This is a genomic window from Haemophilus haemolyticus (genome assembly GCF_003490935.1).
Lineage (GTDB): Bacteria > Pseudomonadota > Gammaproteobacteria > Enterobacterales > Pasteurellaceae > Haemophilus > Haemophilus haemolyticus_M.
In genome coordinates this window covers 75733-98472 of sequence record NZ_QQGD01000003.1, presented here as the reverse complement: position 1 = coordinate 98472, position 22740 = coordinate 75733, and the positions used below count along the sequence as shown (strand labels likewise).

The 22740-nt window shown below is 38.4% G+C and carries 19 protein-coding genes; 9 read left to right on the top strand and 10 right to left on the bottom strand.

Annotation, left to right across the window (positions count from 1 at the left end; translation table 11 throughout):
• Positions 1–59: 59 nt before the first annotated feature.
• From dnaJ to dnaK, 3 genes are all read right to left on the bottom strand, one after another.
• On the bottom strand, positions 60–1208 hold the full coding sequence (gene dnaJ / locus DV417_RS04675; protein WP_118878843.1) for a molecular chaperone DnaJ: 1149 nt from the start codon (positions 1206–1208) through the stop codon (positions 60–62).
• Positions 1209–1270: 62 nt separating this feature from the next.
• The gene (locus DV417_RS04670; RefSeq protein ID WP_118878841.1) at positions 1271–1675 is read right to left on the bottom strand and encodes a GyrI-like domain-containing protein; all 405 of its coding nucleotides are present in this window, start codon (positions 1673–1675) and stop codon (positions 1271–1273) included.
• Positions 1676–1817: 142 nt separating this feature from the next.
• On the bottom strand, positions 1818–3725 hold the full coding sequence (gene dnaK, locus DV417_RS04665) for a molecular chaperone DnaK (RefSeq protein WP_118878839.1): 1908 nt from the start codon (positions 3723–3725) through the stop codon (positions 1818–1820).
• A gap of 266 nt (positions 3726–3991) precedes the next feature.
• Between dnaK and DV417_RS04660 the strand changes: the two genes are divergently transcribed.
• Positions 3992–5431, top strand: coding sequence for a YdgA family protein (locus tag DV417_RS04660; protein WP_118878837.1), 1440 nt, complete (start codon positions 3992–3994; stop codon positions 5429–5431).
• A 68-nt stretch (positions 5432–5499) separates the two neighbouring features.
• Here the strand turns inward: DV417_RS04660 and mgsA are convergent, their stop codons facing one another.
• Positions 5500–5958 (bottom strand): methylglyoxal synthase, encoded by a 459-nt coding sequence (gene mgsA, locus DV417_RS04655; protein WP_118878835.1) that lies wholly within the window; start codon positions 5956–5958, stop codon positions 5500–5502.
• Positions 5959–6260: 302 nt separating this feature from the next.
• Here mgsA and aceE point away from each other — a divergent pair, with 302 nt between their 5' ends.
• From aceE to hda, 8 genes are all read left to right on the top strand, one after another.
• Entirely contained in the window at positions 6261–8921 is a 2661-nt protein-coding gene (aceE, locus tag DV417_RS04650) for a pyruvate dehydrogenase (acetyl-transferring), homodimeric type (protein ID WP_118878833.1), read from the top strand.
• A 64-nt stretch (positions 8922–8985) separates the two neighbouring features.
• Positions 8986–10875, top strand: coding sequence for a pyruvate dehydrogenase complex dihydrolipoyllysine-residue acetyltransferase (aceF, locus tag DV417_RS04645; RefSeq protein WP_118878830.1), 1890 nt, complete (start codon positions 8986–8988; stop codon positions 10873–10875).
• Positions 10876–10975: 100 nt separating this feature from the next.
• Positions 10976–12400 (top strand): dihydrolipoyl dehydrogenase, encoded by a 1425-nt coding sequence (gene lpdA, locus DV417_RS04640; protein WP_118878828.1) that lies wholly within the window; start codon positions 10976–10978, stop codon positions 12398–12400.
• Positions 12401–12558: 158 nt separating this feature from the next.
• A complete protein-coding gene (apt, locus tag DV417_RS04635; protein ID WP_118776107.1) occupies positions 12559–13101 on the top strand; it encodes an adenine phosphoribosyltransferase in 543 nt (180 codons plus the stop codon).
• 11 nt (positions 13102–13112) lie between these two features.
• A complete protein-coding gene (gene dnaX / locus DV417_RS04630) occupies positions 13113–15179 on the top strand; it encodes a DNA polymerase III subunit gamma/tau (protein ID WP_118878826.1) in 2067 nt (688 codons plus the stop codon).
• A 123-nt stretch (positions 15180–15302) separates the two neighbouring features.
• Positions 15303–15929 (top strand): uracil phosphoribosyltransferase, encoded by a 627-nt coding sequence (gene upp, locus DV417_RS04625; RefSeq protein WP_005634809.1) that lies wholly within the window; start codon positions 15303–15305, stop codon positions 15927–15929.
• Between the two features lie 110 nt (positions 15930–16039).
• On the top strand, positions 16040–17284 hold the full coding sequence (locus DV417_RS04620) for a nucleobase:cation symporter-2 family protein (RefSeq protein ID WP_118776109.1): 1245 nt from the start codon (positions 16040–16042) through the stop codon (positions 17282–17284).
• A 71-nt stretch (positions 17285–17355) separates the two neighbouring features.
• Positions 17356–18051: a DnaA regulatory inactivator Hda gene (gene hda / locus DV417_RS04615; RefSeq protein ID WP_118776110.1), complete on the top strand. Its 696-nt coding sequence runs from the start codon at positions 17356–17358 to the stop codon at positions 18049–18051.
• Positions 18052–18079: 28 nt separating this feature from the next.
• Here hda and yciH read toward each other — a convergent pair whose 3' ends face one another.
• The 6 genes from yciH to rpsA all read right to left on the bottom strand — a co-directional run bounded on the left by yciH (position 18080) and on the right by rpsA (position 22738).
• Positions 18080–18400, bottom strand: a complete 321-nt coding sequence (gene yciH / locus DV417_RS04610; protein ID WP_032828022.1) for a stress response translation initiation inhibitor YciH — start codon at positions 18398–18400, stop codon at positions 18080–18082.
• A 5-nt stretch (positions 18401–18405) separates the two neighbouring features.
• On the bottom strand, positions 18406–19098 hold the full coding sequence (pyrF, locus tag DV417_RS04605; RefSeq protein ID WP_118776111.1) for an orotidine-5'-phosphate decarboxylase: 693 nt from the start codon (positions 19096–19098) through the stop codon (positions 18406–18408).
• Positions 19099–19121: 23 nt separating this feature from the next.
• Positions 19122–20312, bottom strand: a complete 1191-nt coding sequence (lapB, locus tag DV417_RS04600; protein WP_118776112.1) for a lipopolysaccharide assembly protein LapB — start codon at positions 20310–20312, stop codon at positions 19122–19124.
• Entirely contained in the window at positions 20312–20605 is a 294-nt protein-coding gene (locus DV417_RS04595; protein ID WP_005628856.1) for a LapA family protein, read from the bottom strand. Before DV417_RS04595 ends, lapB begins: the two co-directional genes overlap by 1 nt.
• Before the next feature lie 80 nt (positions 20606–20685).
• A complete protein-coding gene (locus tag DV417_RS04590) occupies positions 20686–20985 on the bottom strand; it encodes an integration host factor subunit beta (protein WP_478292514.1) in 300 nt (99 codons plus the stop codon).
• Between the two features lie 103 nt (positions 20986–21088).
• Positions 21089–22738 (bottom strand): 30S ribosomal protein S1, encoded by a 1650-nt coding sequence (rpsA, locus tag DV417_RS04585; RefSeq protein WP_046942589.1) that lies wholly within the window; start codon positions 22736–22738, stop codon positions 21089–21091.
• Positions 22739–22740: the final 2 nt, after the last annotated feature.

Sequence of the window (22740 nt, the reverse complement as noted above, 5' to 3'; positions counted from 1 at the left end):
TTTAGAAGAGATTATTTGCATATAAAAAAGTCCGCAAAATGCGGACTTTTTCATTATCTTTATTTGTCAGATTTACCTAAGTTATCAAAGAATTTTTTCACACCGTCTAAAAATCCTGAAGATTTTGGTGCGTGTTTACTTAAATCTTTACCTTGTAAACTCTCTTCAAGTTTTTGGAGTAATTCTTTTTGCTCGCTGGTTAAATTAACTGGCGTTTCGACCACGATACGGCAAATTAAATCACCCGCATAACCACTACGTGTAGATGCGACACCTTTGCCTCGCATACGGAATAATTTTCCAGTTTGCGTTTCAGCTGGGATTTTAAGTTTCACTCGACCATCTAAAGTCGGCACTTCAATTTCACCGCCAAGCGCTGCAGTGGCAAAGCTAATCGGTACTTCACAATATAAATTGTTACCGTCACGTTCAAAAATATTATGTTCTCTCACGTGAATCACAACATATAAATCTCCAGCTGGTGCGCCATTTTCGCCCGCAGCGCCTTTGCCAGCTAAGCGAAGTTGGTTGCCCGTATCTACGCCAGCAGGAATTTTTACTGAAAGATTTTCTTTCTTATGAACTCGTCCTTCACCATGACAGCTGCGACAAGGTTTTTCAATTTTCTTACCGCTACCATGACAAGTTGAACAAATACTTTCAGATACAAAGAAACCTTGCTGACGACGAATTCGACCAGAACCGTGACAATGCGGACAAGTTTCCACTTTAGAACCTTTTTCAGCACCAGAACCACCACAACTATCACAATGTGCAAGAGTATTGATTTGAATATCTTTGGTTGTACCTTTTACGGCTTCTTCCAAAGTAATTTCTAAGTCATAGCGTAAGTCTTCGCCACGAACAACGCGCTGACGACCACGTCCACCACCGCCGAAAATATCGCCAAAGATATCACCGAACATATCACCAAAATCAGCACCGCCAAAGCCGCCACCAAAACCACCTGCGCCACCACCTTGTTCAAAGGCTGCGTGGCCATATTGATCGTAGGCTGCGCGTTTTTGATCGTCGCCTAATACTTCATAAGCTTCATTAATTTCTTTGAATTTTTCTTCTGCTTCTTTACTGCCTTGGTTTTTATCCGGGTGATGTTTAGATGCTAAACGTTTATACGCACGTTTAATGTCGTTCTCACTCGCCCCTTTTTTCAATCCAAGGACTTCGTAGTAATCTTTTTTTGCCATAGTGTTTCCGTATTTTTATTTGCAAATATTTTGTCATTTCTGACCGCTTACATTCGCTATTTTTAGCAATGTGGGCAAATTGAAATGTAAATATCCACTTTTCCATTTGGATAATATTTCTCAAAATCCACTTTATAAGCACGTTTTAATAAGCCTTGCTTTTCTTTATTCCAAATGCGTTGCCACGTTTGAACTACTGATTCATAAGTCGTAGGGAAGACTTCATACCAAGTCAGATCTTCAATTTCAATGGTTGAAAAACTGCCTTCAGGTTTACTTTCTTGAGCAACAGCAACATCATAATAGCCCGTAAAATCCGATTCATAATTCAGATAAACACCATAATAAGGGGCATTTTGAGGCAATTTTACAAAATTATTCTGCCAAAGCTGTCCAATCTTTTCTGCAGGATTTTCCTTTGTGTTATGCGTACGAATTGTAGCAAGTGGATAAAGTGTAAGTGGCATAACTATTCCTTAAATTTACAAAATTCTGGGTAAATTTGACCGCTTATAACATACTCCCCTCTTTAGCAAAGAGGGGGATCATTTATATACACCAAAAGGGCGTGTTTCCACGCCCTTTGTTTGTGCTAAGAAGAGCGGTGAATTATTTATTATCTTTCACTTCTTCAAATTCAGCATCTACCACGCCATCATCTTTTGCTGATGATTGTTGTGGTTGCTCGCCACCAGCTTGTTGAGCTTTTGCTTGCGCTGCTTGCATTAACGGTTCAGAGGCTTTAATTACAGCTTCAATTTTCGCTTCAATTTCTGCTTTATCTTCGCCTTTTGCTGCTGTTTCAAGCTCAGCGACTGCAGCTTCAATTTTCTCTTTGTCTGCGGTACTCAATGCATCGCCCGCTTCTGCAATTTGTTTACGTGTTGCGTGTGCGATACCGTCTGCTTGGTTACGCGCTTGTACTAACTCTTCAAATTTACGGTCTGCATCAGCATTTGCTTCTGCATCACGCACCATTTGTTGGATTTCTTCATCAGATAAACCTGAAGATGCTTGAATGCGGATTTGTTGCTCTTTACCTGTGTTTTTATCTTTCGCAGATACGTTGATTACGCCGTTCGCATCGATATCAAATGTTACTTCGATTTGTGGCATACCACGCGGTGCAGGATTAATACCTTCTAGGTTGAATTGACCTAAAGATTTATTGTCTGCCGCACGTTTACGCTCACCTTGAAGAACGTGAATGGTTACCGCACTTTGGTTATCTTCTGCTGTTGAGAATACTTGCGATTTTTTAGTTGGAATCGTGGTATTTTTCTCAATTAAGGTGGTCATCACACCGCCCATGGTTTCGATACCTAAAGATAATGGAGTTACGTCTAATAAAAGAACGTCTTTTACATCACCTTTTAATACACCACCTTGAACTGCCGCACCGATTGCCACCGCTTCATCAGGGTTAACATCTTTACGAGCTTCTTTACCAAAGAACTCAGCAACTTTTTGTTGTACAAGTGGCATACGAGTTTGACCACCCACAAGAATAATGTCGTGAATTTCACTCACGCTTTTACCTGCATCTTTTAATACAGCTTTCAAAGACTCAATTGAGCTTGCCACTAAATCTTCTACTAATGCTTCTAATTTTGCACGAGTAATATTTAATGCTAAGTGTTTAGGGCCAGTCGCATCTGCAGTTATGTAAGGTAAGTTTACTTCAGTAGATTGCGCTGATGAAAGTTCAATTTTTGCTTTCTCTGCTGCTTCTTTTACGCGTTGTAATGCCATTGGGTCATTACGTAAATCGATGTTTTGTTCTTTTTTGAACTCATCAATAATGTAATCAATTACACGGTTATCGAAGTCTTCACCACCTAAGTGAGTGTTACCACCTGTTGCCAATACTTCGAAAGTTTGTTCACCATCAAAGTTATCAATTTCGATGATTGAAATATCGAATGTACCACCACCTAAGTCATAAACTGCGATCACTTGGTTCTCTTTGCTTGAACCTAAACCGAACGCTAACGCAGCTGCCGTTGGTTCATTGATGATACGTTTAACGTCTAAACCAGCGATTTTACCTGCATCGATGGTTGCTTGACGTTGTGCATCGTTGAAGTATGCAGGAACGGTAATTACTGCTTCTGTTACAGATTCACCCAAGAAATCTTCTGCCGTTTTTTTCATTTTTTTCAACACTTCAGCAGAGATTTGTGGCGGTGCTAATTTATCACCTTTTACGTTTACCCAAGCATCACCATTGTCAGCACGAGTAATTTCGAAAGGCATAATTTTAATATCGCGTTGAACTTCTTCGCTTTCAAAACGACGACCAATTAAACGTTTAATCGCAAACAATGTATTTTTCGGGTTAGTGATTGCTTGACGTTTTGCTGGCTGACCCACTAAAGTTTCATTATCTGTATAAGCAATAATTGAAGGGGTTGTACGTGCACCCTCTGCATTTTCAATTACGCGTGCTTTGTCGCCGTCCATTACAGCTACACAAGAGTTTGTTGTACCTAAGTCAATACCAATAATTTTTCCCATTTTGTACTCCTAGTAAAAAATTTTAAAATTCGGGGTAGGGCTTTTAGACCCATTTATTACGAATTGTAAGATGTGGATATTCTTTCGCATTTCAAGAGAAAATTTTAAAAATTTTTTATTTCTTAAAGTGCGGTGATTTCCGTTCTTGTTTTCAAGATAAGTCTCAAATGATGAACTTCAAGGGGAAAACAAAAATTTTCAGGCAAGAAAAAGGGATTTATGATAAATTTGGTGAAAATTTTTACGTTAAAATAGGAAAAAAATAAATGAAAAAATCAAAAATTGCTGCAGGCGTAGTCGTTGCTCTTGCTGCCGTTTGGTGTGCAGGTGCATGGTTTACAGGGAAAAAAGCGGAAGAAGAATATTTACATCAACTCAACCAGTTAAATCAACTATTTGCCAAAACAGATGCATTAGAAGAAAGTAAAATTTTTTATAAAAATATAAAATTTGATAGAGGATTATTTGCGTCTCATATTCAAGATCAAATAGAAATCCACAAGGCAAATGAAACGATCATTATTCCTTTATCATCAATACTTTATCACGGGCCTTTGCCGCTTGATCGTGTGGCAAAACTGAATTTTGTTCCAACCATTTTCTCAAGCCAAACCTTGTTAGGAAAAAATGAAACAACTCAAGCACTCTTTGACATCACAAAATCAGAGAAACCGTTACAACTTAATTTCGCAATGAATTATGCCTTAAACGGTAATGCGGAATTAAAACTTACATCGGGGCAATATCACAATGAGCAATCTAAGGCTGACTTTGATTGGTCAAATGTCGTATTAAATGTTGATTTAGACAAAAATGAACCAAGCAATTATACACTATCTGTAGATGCATTTAATTCAAATGACCCAAATCATGCAGTTTCAACCGCTTCATCAATTAAAATAAAAGATCTTGTCGTACAAGGCTCGTTGCAAAGCACAAAATGGCCATTTATTTATAGTGGGAATATCAATAGTAAAATAGGCTATTTTGAGCAAAATACCGAATCTGCAGAGACTGGCGAAAAATTCTCTCTTATTCAGAAAAACAGCCAAGCAAATTTAACTACACAAGTTGAGGGTGATACAGTAAATATCATAAATAAAACAAATCTGGATGAATTACATATTAATGGTAACAACTTAGGTAAAGTGACCAATAATGTAGAATTCAACCATATTGATGGCAACGCATTACAAGAACTTTTAAACATTTTAGTAGCAATAGGCAAGGCTGATTCAGATATGCCGTTACCTAAACCATTAGTGCAAAAATTACAACAAGCAGGCATGGTCATTGCAAATAATCAGCCTCAAATTAAATTTGCCCCTCTTTCTATTTCTGATGAAAAAGGCAAAGTGGCATTAGATCTGAACATTGCTTTAGTGCCAAATCCTAAATTTGATTTAATGCGTAGCGGTTTATACAAACAATTCAAAGATTTTTCGATCAATTTTGATGCGAACAAAGAAACCGCGATTTCATTATTATCTAAATTTGTACCAGAAAATCAAAAACAAGATTTAGTTTACAGAATGGACGAATTAATTGCTGAAGACGAAGCAAATGGCATTATCGTAAACACCGATAAAACCGTCACATTAACGCTTGCTTTAGAGAATAACGAATTGAAACTAAATGGTAAGCCAATCCCAGAAGAACAGTTGAAAATGGTACTCTTTATGCTTGTGATGGGGGGCTTTGGATGATAACAAAAACAGGGCGATAAATTGTCGCCCTGTTTAACTATGAAGTGCGGTAAATATTCCTTATCTTTTTAAGCTAAACGCTCTTTTAAATACCCTTCATAATCTGGTACTTCAATTTCCACATCTTGTTCAAATAAAACTGAAGTTAACATAAAATCTGCGGAGCTTTGATTAATCGCAACAGGGATATTCCACACTGTTGCAATGCGCATAAGGGCTTTCACATCTGGATCATGGGGTGCGGCATTCATTGGATCCCAAAAGAAGATCATCATGTCGATTTTCTTTTCTGCGATTAATCCACCAAGTTGTTGGTCGCCGCCCATCGGACCACTTAATAAAGATCGAATGCTTAAACCTGTTTCTCGTTCTAAAATATGGCCTGTAGTACCTGTTGCATAAAGTATATGAGGCTTAAGTGCATCTTTGTGTTTTTGCGTCCAATTCAGTAAATTTTTTTTGCAGCTGTCATGAGCCACAAGTGCAATACGTTTATGTTGGGTGAGCGTTCGAGTCGTTATATGCATGATTGATTCCTTTTTGAAAAAAGTTTGAAAACTTTAAAGCAAAGCCCTACAGAATGCAATGTTTTACTTATGATTTTAATAGGCTTTACAAAAGGCGAGAAAAATTACCGCACTTTCAAAAGATTACCTATTAATAGCGTGCTTAACAGGGGCATTTGATGAAAATTTACTATCTTTATCTCAAAAAATCTTCTAAAATTTGCAGGATTTGTTAAATGTTTGTAAAAAAGCAAGCATTTCTGATATTCGTGTTTAGTGCTTACTAAACTAATGTTCACTTAATTAACAGATAAGGAAAACCTATGTCTGAGATTTTAAAAAATGACGTTGACCCAATCGAAACTCAAGATTGGTTACAATCATTAGATTCTTTGATTCGTGAAGAAGGCGTAGAACGTGCACAATATATTATTGAGCAAGTTATCGGCCAAGCACGCACCAGCGGTGTTTCATTACCGACAGGTGTAACGACCGATTATGTCAATACTATTCCAGCTTCTGAACAACCTGCTTACCCAGGTGATCATGCTATTGAGCGTCGTATTCGTTCTGCTGTGCGTTGGAATGCTATTGCTATGGTATTGCGTAGTCAGAAGAAAGATCTTGACTTAGGTGGCCATATCTCAACTTATCAAGCTGCAGCAACCATGTATGAAGTGTGCTATAACCACTTCTTCAAAGCCGCAACAGAGAAAAACGGTGGCGACTTAATTTTCTTCCAAGGCCATGCTGCTCCGGGTATGTATGCGCGTGCATTCTTAGAAGGTCGTTTAACTGAAGAACAAATGGATAACTTCCGTCAAGAAGCCTTTACCGATGGTTTATCTTCATATCCACACCCTAAATTAATGCCTGAATTCTGGCAATTCTCTACGGTTTCTATGGGTTTAGGCCCTGTGAACGCCATCTACCAAGCGCGTTTCTTGAAATACTTAGATAACCGTGGCTTAAAAGATACCAAAGATCAAAAAGTCTATGCATTCTTAGGCGATGGTGAAATGGATGAAATTGAGTCTAAAGGTGCATTAACTTTTGCGGCTCGTGAAAAATTAGATAACTTAATCTTCACTATCAGCTGTAACTTACAACGTTTAGACGGCCCAGTTAATGGTAACGGTAAAATCGTTCAAGAATTAGAAGGATTGTTTACTGGTGCGGGCTGGGAAGTAATCAAAGTATTATGGGGCAGCGACTGGGATAAATTATTTGCTAAAGATACTTCAGGTAAATTAACTCAGTTAATGATGGAAGTGGTAGATGGCGACTATTTAACTTTCAAATCTAAAGATGGTGCGTATATTCGTGAACACTTCTTCGGTCGTTATCCAGAAACCGCTGCATTAGTTGCAGATATGACTGATGATGAAATTTGGGCATTACGCCGTGGTGCACACGATAGTGAAAAATTATATGCAGCCTATGCAAAAGCACAAAATGCAACGAAACCAGTTGTGATTTTAGCGCATCAAGTTAAAGGTTATAAAATTCCTGAAGCGGAAAGTAAAAACACCGCTCACCAATCTAAAAAAATGTCTTATGAAAGCCTTAAAGGTTTCCGTGACTACTTCGATTTACCATTGACTGATGAGCAAGTAGAAAAATTAGAATACATTAAATTTGCTGAAGGCACTCCTGAATACGAATATTTACATGGTCACCGTAAAGCATTAAACGGCTATGTTCCTGCTCGTCGTACTAAATTTGATGTTGAATATAAAGTTCCTGCATTAGAAGAGTTTAAAGCATTATTAGAAGAACAACCTCGTGGTATTTCAACCACTATGGCGTTTACTCGTGCATTAAACATCTTATTAAAAGATAAAAACATTGGTAAAACTATCGTTCCAATGATTGCTGATGAAGCACGTACTTTCGGTATGGAAGGTTTATTCCGTCAAATCGGTATTTATAACCCACATGGTCAAAACTATGTTCCTTCAGATCGTGACTTAGTTGCGTACTACCGCGAAGCAAAAGATGGTCAAGTGCTACAAGAAGGTATCAATGAATTAGGTGCAACCGCATCTTGGTTAGCTGCAGCGAACTCCTACTCTGTCAATAACCAACCAATGATTCCATTCTTCATCTATTACTCAATGTTTGGTTTCCAACGTGTGGGCGATATGATGTGGGCGGCTGGTGACCAATTAGCTCGTGGTTTCATGGTGGGTGGTACTTCTGGTCGTACGACATTAAACGGTGAAGGCTTGCAACACGAAGATGGCCATAGCCATATTCAAGCAGGTATCATTCCTAACTGTGTCACTTACGACCCATCATTTGCATTTGAAGTTGCTGTAATTATGCAAGACGGTATTAACCGCATGTACGGCGAAAAACAAGAAGATGTATTCTATTACATGACAACGTTAAATGAAGTCATGGATCAACCTGCAATGCCTGCTGGTGCGGAAGAAGGTATCCGTAAAGGTTTATACAAATTTGAAACAGTGGAAGGTAAAAAAGGCAAAGGCCACGTTCAATTGTTAGGTTCTGGTGCTATCATGCGTCATGTTCGTGAAGCGGCACAAATTCTTGCAAAAGATTATGGTGTCACCTCAGATGTATTCTCTGCACCTTCATTCAATGAATTAGCCCGTGAAGGTCACGATGCTGCACGTTGGAACTTGTTACACCCAACAGCGGAACAACGCGTACCATACGTTGCTCAAGTATTAGCTGATTTACCAACCGTTGCTTCAACTGACTATGTTAAAGCATACGCAGATCAAATCCGTGCATTTGTACCAAGTCGTCATTATCATGTGTTAGGTACAGATGGTTTCGGTCGTTCAGACAGCCGTGCAAACCTACGTGAACACTTCGAAGTTGATGCTCGTTATGTTGTGGTTGCTGCACTTTCTCAATTAGCGAAAGAAGGTACAGTATCTAACCAAGTTGTTGCAGATGCGATTGCGAAATTCGGTTTGAATGTAGATCGTATCAATCCGCTTTATGCGTAATTGATGAAAACTGCGGTCAAAAAACATCGTGTTTTATGACCGCACTTTAAAAGGAACAAAAAAAATGTCAAAACAAATTCAAATTCCTGATATTGGTAGTGATGAAGTTACAGTAACAGAAGTCATGGTAAACGTAGGCGATACCATCTCTGTTGATCAATCTATCATTAACGTTGAAGGTGATAAGGCTTCAATGGAAGTGCCTGCACCAGAAGCGGGTGTTGTAAAAGAAGTTTTAGTTAAAGTGGGCGATAAAGTCACAACGGGCACCCCAATGCTCGTATTAGAAGCCGCAGGCACTGCACCTGCGGCTGAAGCACCAGTAGCACCAGTAGCTGCGACTGCGCCAACTACGTCGGCTGTTGTTGAAGTAAACGTACCAGATATCGGTTCTGATGAAGTAAACGTTACTGAAATTATGGTTAAAGTGGGTGATAGTGTTGAAGTTGATCAATCAATCATCAATGTTGAAGGCGATAAAGCTTCAATGGAAGTTCCAGCGCCAATCGCAGGTGTGGTAAAAGAAATTTTAATTAATGTTGGTGATAAAGTTTCAACTGGCAAACTTATCATGAAATTTGAAACGGCATCAGCTGCTCCAGTTGCTGCGGCTGCACCAGCTCAAACAGCTGCACCTGTAACTGCTACAACATCTGCCATTAAAGATGTGAATGTGCCAGATATTGGTGGCGATGAAGTCAATGTGACTGAAATTATGGTTGCCGTTGGTGATACTGTTTCAGAAGATCAATCATTAATTACCGTTGAAGGTGATAAAGCGTCAATGGAAGTTCCGGCTCCATTTGGCGGTGTAGTAAAAGAAATTCTCGTGAAATCAGGTGATAAAGTATCGACTGGTTCATTAATTATGCGCTTTGAAGTAGCTGGTGCAGCGCCAGCTGCAGCAGCACCTGCTCCAGCGCCACAAGTTGCATCACCTGCGCCGGCTGAACAACCTGCTCAATCTGGTAATGTATCTGGCTTAAGCCAAGAACAAGTGGTGGCAAGTGCTGGCTATGCACATGCAACCCCAGTTATTCGTCGTTTAGCACGTGAATTTGGCGTAAACTTAGATAAAGTAAAAGGTACTGGTCGTAAAGGTCGTATCGTTAAAGAAGATATCGAAGCTTATGTGAAGACCGCCGTTAAAGCTTATGAAAGCGGTGCAACAGCACAAGCTGCTGGCAATGGCGTAGCGAATGGCGCTGGCTTAGGCTTATTACCATGGCCAAAAGTTGATTTCAGTAAATTTGGCGAAATTGAAGAAGTCGAATTAAGCCGTATTAATAAAATTTCAGGCGCTAACTTACATCGTAACTGGGTAATGATTCCACACGTTACTCACTTCGATAAAGCAGATATCACGGATTTAGAAGCATTCCGTAAAGAACAAAATGCGTTAGCAGAAAAACAAAAACTTGGCGTAAAAATCACGCCAGTTGTGTTCATTATGAAAGCGGTGGCAAAAGCATTAGAAGCGTATCCACGTTTCAACAGCTCAATTACCGAAGATGCACAACGCTTAATCCTGAAAAAATATATTAACATTGGTGTCGCAGTAGATACGCCAAATGGCTTAGTCGTGCCTGTATTCAAGAATGTGAACAAAAAAGGCATTATCGAACTTTCGCGTGAATTAATGGAAGTATCGAAAAAAGCACGTGAAGGCAAATTGACTGCATCTGATATGCAAGGTGGCTGTTTCACCATTTCAAGTCTTGGTGGTATTGGTACAACTCACTTTGCACCAATCGTAAACGCGCCAGAAGTTGCTATCCTTGGTGTGTCTAAATCATCGATGGAACCAGTATGGAATGGTAAAGAATTTGCACCACGCTTAATTCTTCCAATGTCATTATCATTCGATCACCGTGTCATTGATGGTGCGGATGGTGCACGATTCATTAGCTATATCGGTGCTGTATTAGCAGATTTACGCCGTTTGATTATGTAATAACGCCCCTTTCTTCTAATTAGAAGAAAGGGCGTTTTAGCAAATTCCTTATGATCGCAAAAAGTGCGGTCAATATTTTGAACGTTTTTACGAGGTAAAAATGAGTAAAGAAATTAAAACCCAAGTCGTCGTACTTGGTGCTGGACCAGCAGGTTATTCAGCAGCGTTCCGTTGTGCGGATTTAGGCTTAGAAACTGTATTAGTTGAACGTTATTCAACTCTTGGAGGGGTATGTTTAAATGTAGGTTGTATCCCATCTAAAGCATTATTGCACGTAGCAAAAGTGATTGAAGAAGCAAAACACGCAAGTAAAAATGGTATTTACTTTGGTGATCCAAGAATTGATTTAGATGAAGTTCGTGCGGGTAAAGAAGCGGTTGTGGCTAAATTAACCGGTGGTTTAGCGGGTATGGCAAAAGCGCGCAAAGTCACTGTTGTTGAAGGCTTAGCTGCATTTACTGATCCTCATACTTTAGTCGCACGTGATCGTGATGGTCACCCAACAACAATCAAATTTGATAACGCTATTATTGCAGCCGGGTCTCGCCCAATTCAATTACCTTTCATTCCACATGAAGATCCGCGTATTTGGGATTCAACAGATGCACTTAAATTAAAAGAAGTACCTAAAAAACTTCTCATTATGGGTGGCGGCATCATCGGTTTAGAAATGGGTACGGTTTACCACGCATTAGGTTCAGAAATTGAAGTGGTGGAAATGTTCGACCAAGTTATCCCAGCAGCAGATAAAGATGTTGTGGCAATTTACACCAAACAAATCGAGAAAAAATTCAAGTTAATGCTTGAAACCAAAGTAACCGCTGTTGAAGCAAAAGATGATGGTATCTACGTTTCAATGGAAGGCAAAGCATGCAATGACACCAAACGTTATGATGCGGTGCTTGTCGCTATCGGTCGTGTACCAAATGGCAAATTGATTGATGCAGGTAAAGCTGGCGTTGAAGTGGATGATCGTGGTTTCATTCATGTTGATAAACAAATGCGTACCAATGTGCCGCATATCTTTGCAATCGGCGATATTGTTGGTCAACCAATGTTAGCACACAAAGGTGTTCACGAAGGCCACGTTGCTGCAGAAGTAATCGCGGGACAAAAACACTACTTCGATCCTAAAGTTATTCCATCAATCGCTTATACTGAACCAGAAGTGGCTTGGGTAGGTAAAACTGAGAAAGAATGTAAACAAGAAGGTTTAAACTACGAAGTCGCTAAATTCCCTTGGGCAGCATCAGGCCGAGCGATTGCATCTGAATGTTCAGAAGGTATGACGAAGTTAATCTTTGATAAAGATACTCATCGTGTACTTGGCGGAGCAATCGTCGGTTCTAACGGTGGTGAATTATTAGGTGAAATCGGTCTAGCCATTGAGATGGGTTGCGATGCAGAAGATATTGCATTAACTATCCACGCTCACCCAACTTTACACGAGTCTGTTGGTTTAGCTGCGGAAGTATTTGAAGGCTCAATCACTGACCTTCCAAATGCAAAAGCGAAGAAAAAATAATTTCTATTTAAGGAGTTTTAATTCAGCTAAAATTATAAATTCAAACCTAAATAAAAATCCCCTATAGGGGATTTTTATTTTCCTATCTTTTTATTTTTTTATGATAAGATACTGTCCTAAAAACGTTTCTTTTTTTACCGCACTTTTGAGCATTATTTATGACTACACAACTTGATTTAATTAAATCTTCTATCAAATCAATTCCTAACTATCCAAAAAAAGGCATTATCTTCCGCGATATTACTACCCTTTTGGAAGTTCCAGCTGCTTTTAAAGCAACAATAGATCTTATTGTGGAACAATATCGCGATAAAGGAATTACCAAAGTGCTTGGAACTGAATCTCGTGGTTTTATTTTTGGCGCACCCGTTGCCTTAGCACTAGGCTTACCTTTCGAATTAGTACGTAAACCTAAAAAATTACCACGTGAAACCATTTCTCAATCTTATCAATTAGAATATGGTCAAGATACTTTAGAAATGCATATTGATGCAATTTCAGAAGGTGACAATGTTTTAATCATTGATGATTTATTAGCAACAGGCGGCACCGTTGAAGCAACAGTAAAATTAGTGCAACGTTTAGGTGGAGCGGTAAAACACGCTGCATTTGTGATTAATTTACCTGAATTAGGTGGCGAAAAACGCTTAAATAATTTGGGTGTTGATTGCTATACACTCGTCAATTTTGAAGGTCATTAATTAAGGATTCGATGAGCTATCAAGTCTTAGCCAGAAAGTGGCGACCAAAAACATTTGCTGATGTTGTTGGGCAAGAACACATTATCACGGCATTAGCAAATGGATTAAAAGATAATCGACTACATCACGCTTACCTCTTTTCAGGCACGCGTGGTGTAGGGAAAACCTCTATTGCTCGATTGTTTGCAAAAGGATTAAATTGTGTACATGGTGTAACCGCAACACCCTGCGGTGAATGTGAAAATTGTAAAGCCATTGAGCAAGGCAATTTTATTGATTTAATTGAAATTGATGCGGCATCACGCACAAAAGTTGAAGACACGCGCGAATTATTGGATAACGTGCAATATAAACCTGTTGTGGGAAGATTTAAGGTTTATTTAATTGATGAAGTCCATATGCTATCTCGCCATTCATTTAATGCGTTGCTCAAGACTTTGGAAGAACCACCAAAATATGTAAAATTCCTACTCGCGACAACGGATCCACAAAAATTACCTGTAACTATTCTTTCTCGCTGTTTACAATTTCATCTCAAAGCATTAGATGAAACCCAAATCTCCCAGCATCTTGCCTACATTTTGACGCAAGAAAATATTCCTTTTGAAGAGCCTGCATTAGTTAAACTTGCAAAAGCGGCGCAAGGAAGTATTCGTGATAGCTTAAGTTTAACGGATCAAGCCATTGCAATGGGCGACCGACAAGTTACAAATAGTGTTGTAAGCAATATGTTAGGGTTGCTTGATGATAACTATTCTGTTGATATTTTATACGCCTTACACCAAGGTAATGGTGAACTCTTAATGCGAACACTGCAAAGAGTTGCAGATGCGGCAGGTGATTGGGACAAATTGCTTGGCGAATGTGCAGAAAAATTACATCAAATTGCACTCATGCAACTTCTTCCACAAAAATCTTCAGATAACAATGAACATTTTTCATTTTTAGCCAAACATATCTCTCCAGAAGATGTTCAGTTTTTTTATCAAGTCATTATTTCTGGTAGAAAAGACTTATCAAATGCGCCAAACCGTCGTATTGGCACAGAAATGACATTATTGAGGGCATTGGCATTCCACCCAAAGTTCCTTACGGCAGTACCAAAGGCTAACACTGTAATTACTCCTCCGCCATCAACTCCAAGTGCGGTTGAAAATACAGGTAATTATGTCGATGTGCCAGTACTGTCGCAAAGTATCAAATCAGCTTATTCTCAAGCAAAACCAAATAAAACGAGCATTCCAAATTTGGCAAGCCTTTCGGCTTTAGATGCGCTTGAACATTTAACACAACTGGAAAACCAAGAACGCCAAGAACACAAAGCTGAATCATTAGCTGCAGTAAGTGAGACTTTACATCACATTCAAGAACTGGATGAAGAGAAATCTCATAAAAAAATGACCGCACTTCCCGTGCGAGAAATGACTGAACCGAAGCCCAAGCACATAGAAAAGCCAACATCACTACCAAATTCTGCACAGGTTCCACAAGAAAATAGCAAAGAAGAAAATTCAAGTGATGATAGAGCAGAAATTGCTCAAGATGAGCAAGAAATCTTGAGTGCTGACACCTATCGTTGGGAATGGAGCAATCCAGAACTTGCTAAAGCCGATACAGGCGTTCGTCCTTCCGATATAAAACAGGCTATTTTGAAAGATATTACGCCTGAATTACGTTTAAAAATCATTACCCAAACTCAACAACAAGATGAGTGGGCAGATATAGTTGAACGTTCGGGTGTAACAGGATTTAGCAAAGAATTAGCGTTAAATTGTTTCTTACAAAGCAAAACTGATGATGAAATCAATCTTGGATTACATTCAGAAAAATCTCATTTACGCCAAGACAGAAGCATAAAAAATTTGGTTGAAGCTTTAAGAAAATTGCAAGGTAAAGATATTCGATTAACAATTAATATTGATGATAGCAATGTCACTACTCCAATTGAATATCGCCGTAATATTTATCAAGCATTGCGGGAAAAAGCTCAAAATGAGTTGCAAAAAGATAGTAAATTACAAATTCTGCTTAATGAGTTTGATGCAAAATTAGATATAGAGAGTATTCGACCAGTTTAAACACAATATTGCATTTAAAACTCCCGTTTCAAGTCAGAATATTTTTATAAATCTCTACCATTTTGTATTTTTTTAATCTAGAATTTGTCAATTTGTTTTTTAAGAGCCAAAAGGAGAGTGAAAATGAAACTGGTTGAAGTAAAACACCCACTTGTAAAACACAAACTAGGTGTGATGCGTGAAGCTGAGATTGATACAAAAAAATTCCGTGAACTGGCAACAGAAATCGGTAGCCTATTAACCTATGAAGCAACGTCTGATTTAGAAACTGAAAAAGTAACGATCAACGGTTGGAATGGCCCAGTAGAAATCGATCGAATTAAAGGTAAAAAAGTAACGGTTGTCCCAATTTTACGTGCAGGTTTAGGTATGATGGATGGTGTACTTGAACATGTACCAAGCGCACGTATCAGCGTAGTGGGTATCTACCGTAATGAAGAAACCCTTGAACCCGTCCCTTACTTCCAAAAATTAGCTAGCGATTTAGAAGAGCGCCTTGCAATTGTTGTTGATCCTATGCTTGCAACTGGTGGTTCTATGATTGCAACCCTTGATCTTTTAAAAGCAAAAGGTTGTAAACACATCAAAGTATTAGTGTTGGTCGCTGCGCCAGAAGGTATTAAGGCTCTTGAAGCTGCACATCCTGACATTGAACTTTACTGCGCTTCTATTGATAGCCACCTAAATGAACATGGTTACATTATTCCGGGTCTAGGTGACGCGGGTGATAAAATTTTTGGGACCAAATAATCCCCAAAAATAAAAGATGGACGGCATTTTCTTGCCGTCTTTTTGTGTGCGTGAAACACAAGAAAAACTGACCGCACTTTAAGTTAATTCAAACAGAGAGTTGAAACTAAATGACAAATCAAACTTCTTCTTTCCCTTCGGAAAAACAAAGTACATTAAAACAATCATTCGTTGGCCTACAAATGCTCTTCGTCGCATTTGGTGCACTCGTTCTTGTACCATTAATTACAGGCCTTGATTCCAATACAGCATTATTAACTGCTGGCGTTGGTACCCTACTCTTCCAACTTTGCACGGGCAAACAAGTTCCTATTTTCTTAGCCTCATCTTTTGCCTTTATCGCGCCGATTCAATATGGTGTTCAAACTTGGGGCATTGCGACCACTATGGGTGGTTTAGCATCTGCTGGTCTTGTATATCTAGCGCTAAGCACGTTAGTAAAATTACGTGGAACAGAAGCATTACAACGTATTTTCCCACCGATTGTCGTTGGCCCAGTAATTGTTATCATTGGGATGGGGCTTGCTCCTGTGGCAGTTGATATGTCATTAGGCAAAAACAGTGCTTATGCGTATAACGATGCAGTATTAGTTTCAATGGTAACACTTCTCACTACTTTATCTGTAGCAGTGTTTGCCAAAGGATTGATGAAACTCATCCCAATTATGTTTGGTATTACTGCGGGCTATATTTTATGTTTATTCCTAGGTTTAATTAATTTCCAACCAGTGATTGATGCGCCTTGGTTCAGCTTACCAAAATTAACTGCGCCTGAATTTAACCTAGAAGCTATTCTTTATATGTTACCAATTGCCATTGCACCTGCAGTAGAACACGTGGGCGGCATTATGGCAATCAGCTCTGTGACAGGTAAAGACTTTTTAAAAAAACCAGGATTACACCGTACTTTATTAGGCGATGGCTTAGCAACAGCAGCTGCATCTTTAGTGGGTGGCCCCCCAAATACAACCTATGCGGAAGTAACTGGTGCAGTAATGTTAACCCGAAATTTCAACCCTAATATTATGACTTGGGCTGCGGTTTGGGCTATAGCGATTTCATTCTGTGGAAAAGTAGGCGCATTCTTATCAACGATTCCAACTATTGTAATGGGCGGAATTATGATGCTTGTTTTCGGTTCAATCGCAGTCGTGGGCATGAGCACCTTAATTCGTGGCAAAGTTGATGTTACCGAAGCGCGTAATCTATGTATTATTTCTGTCGTCATGACATTTGGTATCGGCAATATGTTTGTAGATGTGGGTAACGTATCACTAAAAGGTATCAGCTTGTGTGCGATTGTTGCTATCATCTTAAACCTTGTTTTACCGAAAGCAAAAAATGAAGTAGAATAAGGGCTCCTTTTAAAAGGGTTAAATATCAATTTAGCCCTTTTTCGTACTTATAATCTGTAATACATAAATATTTGAATAAGCAGCTTCCCTTACCTATTCATCAAATTGATGATGCCACATTAGAAAACTTTTACGGCGATAATAATCTTTTATTGCTCGATTCTTTACGCAAAAATTCATCTGAATTAAAACAACAGTTTTTCTATATTTGGGGAAATAAAGGTTCTGGAAAAACTCACCTACTTAGAGCATTCAGTAACGAATATTTAATCAATCAACGTACTGCTATTTATGTGCCTCTAAGTAAATCTCAATATTTTTCTACCGCAGTTCTTGAAAATCTAGAACAGCAAGAATTAGTGTGTCTAGATGATGTGCAAAGTGTGATCGGCAATGATGAATGGGAATTAGCTATTTTTGATCTATTCAATCGAATTAAAGCGAGCGGAAAAACGCTTTTGCTTATTAGTTCAAACAAATCGCCTTCCGCACTTTCTGTAAAATTGCCTGATTTGAACTCTCGCTTGACTTGGGGTGAAATTTATCAATTAAATTCCTTAACTGACGAGCAAAAAATTAGTGTGCTGCAACATAACGCTTATCAACGAGGAATTCAATTACCCGATGAGACAGCTAATTTTTTACTTACACGACTAGCACGAGACATGCACACATTATTTGAAGCGCTTGATCTACTAGATAAAGCCTCGTTACAAGCACAACGAAATCTTACGATCCCTTTCGTTAAAGAAATTTTAAATCTTTAACAAAAAAGGCGCTAATGCGCCTTTTTAATCATCCACCTGATAATTTAACGGTAAACCCTTTTTGCTCTAACAATTGCTTGAGCAAATCACGCTTTTCGCCTTGAATCTCAATCATTCCATTTTTAACTGAACCGCCACATCCACAACGTTTTTTTAATTCAGCCGCTAATTTTTTCAATTCCTCATCAGATAAATCCAAACCAGTTATAACCGATACGCCTGCACCTTTTCTACCACTCGTTTGTTTTTGGATACGTACAACACCGTCTCCTTTTGGGCGAACTACAGAAGCCTTTTCCTCTTTAATTCGACCTACATCTGTTGAATATACTAAAACGGAATCTGACATCATAATTACCCAATAGATGCATTAATAGAACGAAGAACCTCTGCAGGATTATCAGCTTGAGTAATAGGACGCCCTATCACTAAATAATCGGAACCAGCACGAATCGCAGCTGTAGGTGTCATTACTCGTCTTTGATCACCAAAATCCGCTCCAATTGGACGAATCCCTGGAGTCACTAATTTAAAGTCTTCTCCACAAGCGTTACGTAAAATTTCAACCTCTTGCGGAGAGCAAACCACCCCATCCAAACCTGCACGTTGGGTTAAATGAGCTAAGCGTAAAACTTGTTCCATTGGCGATGCATTAATCCCAATTTGTAATAAATCCAAATCTTCCATGCTGGTTAATACCGTCACAGCAATAAGCAATGGAGCATCTTTCCCATAAGGTTCAAGAATTCTCTTAGCTTCTTCCATCATTCGTAGCCCACCGCTTGCATGCAAATCTACCATCCATACACCCAAATCAGCGGCAGATCTGACCGCTCTTGCTACAGTATTTGGAATATCATGATATTTAAGATCTAAGAAAACATCGAAATTACGTTGATGTAATTGTTTTACAAAATTAATACCAAGTGTAGTAAACATTTCTTTACCCACTTTTAATCGACATAAACTCGGATCAATTTGATCAACTAAAGCAAGAGCCTCAGCTTCTTTCTCATAGTCCAATGCCACAATAATTTTGCTTGTCATAATGTTACCTCGCTGAGTATCAATTAATTATGTTCTTGACTTGAAACTGGTTTAATACTTTCCCATTGACGGCAAGATGGACAATTCCACAATAGCTTATGGATTTGATAACCACAATTTGTACAACGATAGGCCGATGTTTGCTTAATTCTTTCACCAACCATTTTATGTAATAAAATTAGGCTTTCTTTTCCCCTCCCGTCTTCTGCATCATCAATTTGATACTGCATAAAACGATGGAAAATTAAAGTACTTGGCTTTTTCGTGAGTTGCTGATAAAGCTTAGCCTGAGCAGCTGACTTGCCATCTTTTTCTTCAATTAATTTGACCAAAGCTAGCTCTACTTCGTCATTATTAGTAATTTGGCCAGCACGAATTAAGAATAATTCAAAGTTATCTAACTGATTTAATTCTTCATAACAATGTTTTAAAGGTGACAAAATTTCACCCGTATAATCTGGATTTTGCTCTAAAACATGTTCTAGTATTTTTGCCGCGTGTTGGTATTGACCTTCAAGCATTTCTAAATTTGCGAGTAATAAAGAAGCGCGAACACAAGTAGGAGAAACCGCCAAAGCTTTTTGTAAAACACTGCGTTTTTCAACCGCACTTTCAGGCTCTAAACTTTGTGAATATTCACAATAACATTGCGCAAGTTCAATATTATTCTCTTGTGGTTTTATTTTAGCGAGTTTTTCAGCAATATTAACCGCTTTTTTCCATTCTTTAGTTTTTTGATAAATCACTAAAAGTTGCTGTAAAGCATTTTCTGCAAATTCAGGTTCATCCACTAGTAAAATATAAAGATTTTCAGCGCGGTCAAAAAAACCAACCACCATAAAATCTCTAGCAAGCTGTTGCTTTGCGAGTAATTTTTGCTCAAATGTATAATTAGGGCTAAGGTCTAAAGCTTGGTGAATACGCAATGCACGATCAACTTCGCCTCTAGAGCGGAATAGATTGCCAAGTGTAAGCTCAGCTTCAAATTGGGAGTGGCTTTCGATTTCATTTTCAGTTTCTTGTTTCTGAAGCATGTCCAAAAACAAATCTACAGCTTTATCGGTTTGATTGGAAAGTAAGAAGTTTACCCCCGTAACATAATCTCGGGAGAGTTTATTACTAATGTCATCTTGATCTTTCTTTGCACTACGCTGCCCCATGTACCAACCATAGGCTGCAGCGATAGGCAATAGTAGAAAGAGTAATTCTAGCATCAGGCGACCTTATCGCGCACGGTAGTCAATTCGTTGATTTGTAAAGTTTGACGCTTAACTTGACGAGCCAATGCCATATTTTTAAGTTTTAACTTAAGATAGAAAAAAGCGGTGATTAACCAACCAAGAATTAAACCTAATCCAAATAAAATAGCAACAAGAGTTGATAGTTGGAGCTGACTTTCCGCCACAATATAATTAAATGTAATAACTTGATCGTTATTTGCTCCAATGGTAATTGCAACCAACACGATAGCGATAAAAATCACAATACCTAAAATATATTTAATCATAACATTTCCTTAAAATATAGCTTTTCTAAATAATGGCAAACGTTGTAGTTTGAAAGGCATATTCGAGCATTTTAATTTTATTAATAAATATCTACACGCTCTTTTAATTCTTTACCAGCTTTAAAGTGCGGTACAGATTTAGCTTCTAATTTAACGGAATCACCCGTTTTTGGATTACGCCCTAAACGAGGATTACGATAATGCAGTGAAAAACTTCCAAATCCTCTCAACTCAACACGATCGCCATTTTCAAGAGATTGAGAAATAAACTCCAAAATATCTTTTACCATATTTTCGATTTCTTTTGCGGGTAAAGTCGGATGTTTCGCTAATAATTTCTCTATAAGTTCAGACTTAGTCATCGTCTTTTCTCCCTTAATATTATTCAAATTAAGATTTATTGCTAATACATTATTTCAATTTATTAGCAATAAGCCCTAAAAATAAGGCTGGACATCAGCCCAGCCTTATTACGTGAATTAATTATTCACCTTTAGCTGCTTTAAATGCTTCAGCCATTGCGTTTGGAATAGCAACTTCTTCTTGTTTGTTATTCACATTTGCAACTGCCGCAGCTTCTTCAGCTTGATCTTTTGCTTTCACTGATAAGTGAACGATACGAGATTTACGATCTACACCAGTGTATTTAGCTTCAACCACATCACCTGCAGCAACTTCATTTGTTAAATCAGCTGCGCGGATATAACCTTCAACGCCGCCCGCTAATTCAACTTTAGCACCTTTTGCATCTGCTTCAACTACAGTTGCAGATACTACAGCGCCTTTTTTGTTGATTGCTACGAAGTTATTGAATGGATCTTCTTCAAGTTGTTTGATACCTAAAGAGATACGCTCTTTCAGTGCGTCAACTGCTAATACTACAGCAGAAACTTCGTCACCTTTTTTGTAGTTACGAACTGCTTCTTCACCTGATACATTCCAAGAAATATCAGATAAGTGAACTAAACCATCGATACCACCTTCAAGACCGATGAAGATACCGAAATCAGTGATAGACTTGATTTTACCAGTTACTTTATCGCCTTTATTGTGAGTTTCAGCAAATTGAGTCCATGGGTTAGCTTTACATTGTTTTAAGCCTAAAGAAATACGACGACGTTCTTCATCAATTTCTAATACCATTACTTCTACAGTATCGCCTAAGCTAACAACTTTAGATGGGTGGATATTTTTGTTAGTCCAATCCATTTCAGAAACGTGAACTAAACCTTCAACGCCATCTAAGATCTCAACAAAACAACCATAGTCTGTTAAGTTAGTTACTTTACCAGTTAATTTGCTGTTTACTGGGTGATTTTCAGCAATTGCAGCCCACGGATCTTGACCTAATTGTTTTAAGCCTAAAGATACACGAGTACGATCTTTATCAAATTTTAATACTTTAACAGTAACTTCATCGCCTACATTCACGATTTCGCTTGGATGTTTAACACGTTTCCAAGCCATATCTGTGATATGTAATAAACCGTCAACACCACCAAGATCAACGAATGCACCGTACTCAGTTAAGTTTTTAACGATACCTTTAACTTCTGAACCTTCAACAAGATTTTCTAATACTTGTTCACGTTCTTGACTGTTTTCAGATTCAATCACTGCACGACGAGAAACAACAACGTTGTTACGTTTTTGATCTAATTTGATTACTTTGAATTCTAATTCTTTACCAAGTAAATGATCTGCTTCACGCGCTGGACGAGTATCAACTAAAGAACCTGGTAAGAATGCACGAACACCGTTTAACTCAACTGTGAAGCCACCTTTCACTTTGCCGTTGATTAAACCGATAACGGTCGCTTTTTCTTCGTAAGCTTTTTCTAATTCAATCCAAGATTCGTGACGAACAGCTTTCTCACGAGAAAGTTTAGTTTCACCGAAACCATCTTCAACTGCATCTAATGCAACATTTACAGTATCGCCAACTTGGATTTCAAGTTCGCCTTGTGCATTTAAGAATTCAGCAACTGGAATTGCAGACTCAGATTTTAAACCTGCATCAACAAGCACAAAGCCTTTTTGGATAGCTACTACAGTACCACTAACGATTGAACCTTGACGAGTTTCAAGGCCTTTTAATGATTCTTCAAAAAGTTGAGCAAAAGATTCTGACATAT

Excerpts from the sequence above, each read along its gene's own strand:
- pyrF (WP_118776111.1), bottom strand. The coding sequence starts at position 19,098 with ATGACAAGCAAAATTATTGTGGCATTGGACTATGAGAAAGAAGCTGAG.
- dnaK (WP_118878839.1), bottom strand. The coding sequence starts at position 3,725 with ATGGGAAAAATTATTGGTATTGACTTAGGTACAACAAACTCTTGTGTA.
- DV417_RS04660 (WP_118878837.1), top strand. The coding sequence starts at position 3,992 with ATGAAAAAATCAAAAATTGCTGCAGGCGTAGTCGTTGCTCTTGCTGCC.
- aceF (WP_118878830.1), top strand. The coding sequence starts at position 8,986 with ATGTCAAAACAAATTCAAATTCCTGATATTGGTAGTGATGAAGTTACA.
- lapB (WP_118776112.1), bottom strand. The coding sequence starts at position 20,312 with ATGCTAGAATTACTCTTTCTACTATTGCCTATCGCTGCAGCCTATGGT.
- yciH (WP_032828022.1), bottom strand. The coding sequence starts at position 18,400 with ATGTCAGATTCCGTTTTAGTATATTCAACAGATGTAGGTCGAATTAAA.
- dnaJ (WP_118878843.1), bottom strand. The coding sequence starts at position 1,208 with ATGGCAAAAAAAGATTACTACGAAGTCCTTGGATTGAAAAAAGGGGCG.
- DV417_RS04620 (WP_118776109.1), top strand. The coding sequence starts at position 16,040 with ATGACAAATCAAACTTCTTCTTTCCCTTCGGAAAAACAAAGTACATTA.
- rpsA (WP_046942589.1), bottom strand. The coding sequence starts at position 22,738 with ATGTCAGAATCTTTTGCTCAACTTTTTGAAGAATCATTAAAAGGCCTT.
- upp (WP_005634809.1), top strand. The coding sequence starts at position 15,303 with ATGAAACTGGTTGAAGTAAAACACCCACTTGTAAAACACAAACTAGGT.
- lpdA (WP_118878828.1), top strand. The coding sequence starts at position 10,976 with ATGAGTAAAGAAATTAAAACCCAAGTCGTCGTACTTGGTGCTGGACCA.
- mgsA (WP_118878835.1), bottom strand. The coding sequence starts at position 5,958 with ATGCATATAACGACTCGAACGCTCACCCAACATAAACGTATTGCACTT.
- DV417_RS04670 (WP_118878841.1), bottom strand. The coding sequence starts at position 1,675 with ATGCCACTTACACTTTATCCACTTGCTACAATTCGTACGCATAACACA.
- apt (WP_118776107.1), top strand. The coding sequence starts at position 12,559 with ATGACTACACAACTTGATTTAATTAAATCTTCTATCAAATCAATTCCT.
- aceE (WP_118878833.1), top strand. The coding sequence starts at position 6,261 with ATGTCTGAGATTTTAAAAAATGACGTTGACCCAATCGAAACTCAAGAT.
- dnaX (WP_118878826.1), top strand. The coding sequence starts at position 13,113 with ATGAGCTATCAAGTCTTAGCCAGAAAGTGGCGACCAAAAACATTTGCT.
- DV417_RS04595 (WP_005628856.1), bottom strand. The coding sequence starts at position 20,605 with ATGATTAAATATATTTTAGGTATTGTGATTTTTATCGCTATCGTGTTG.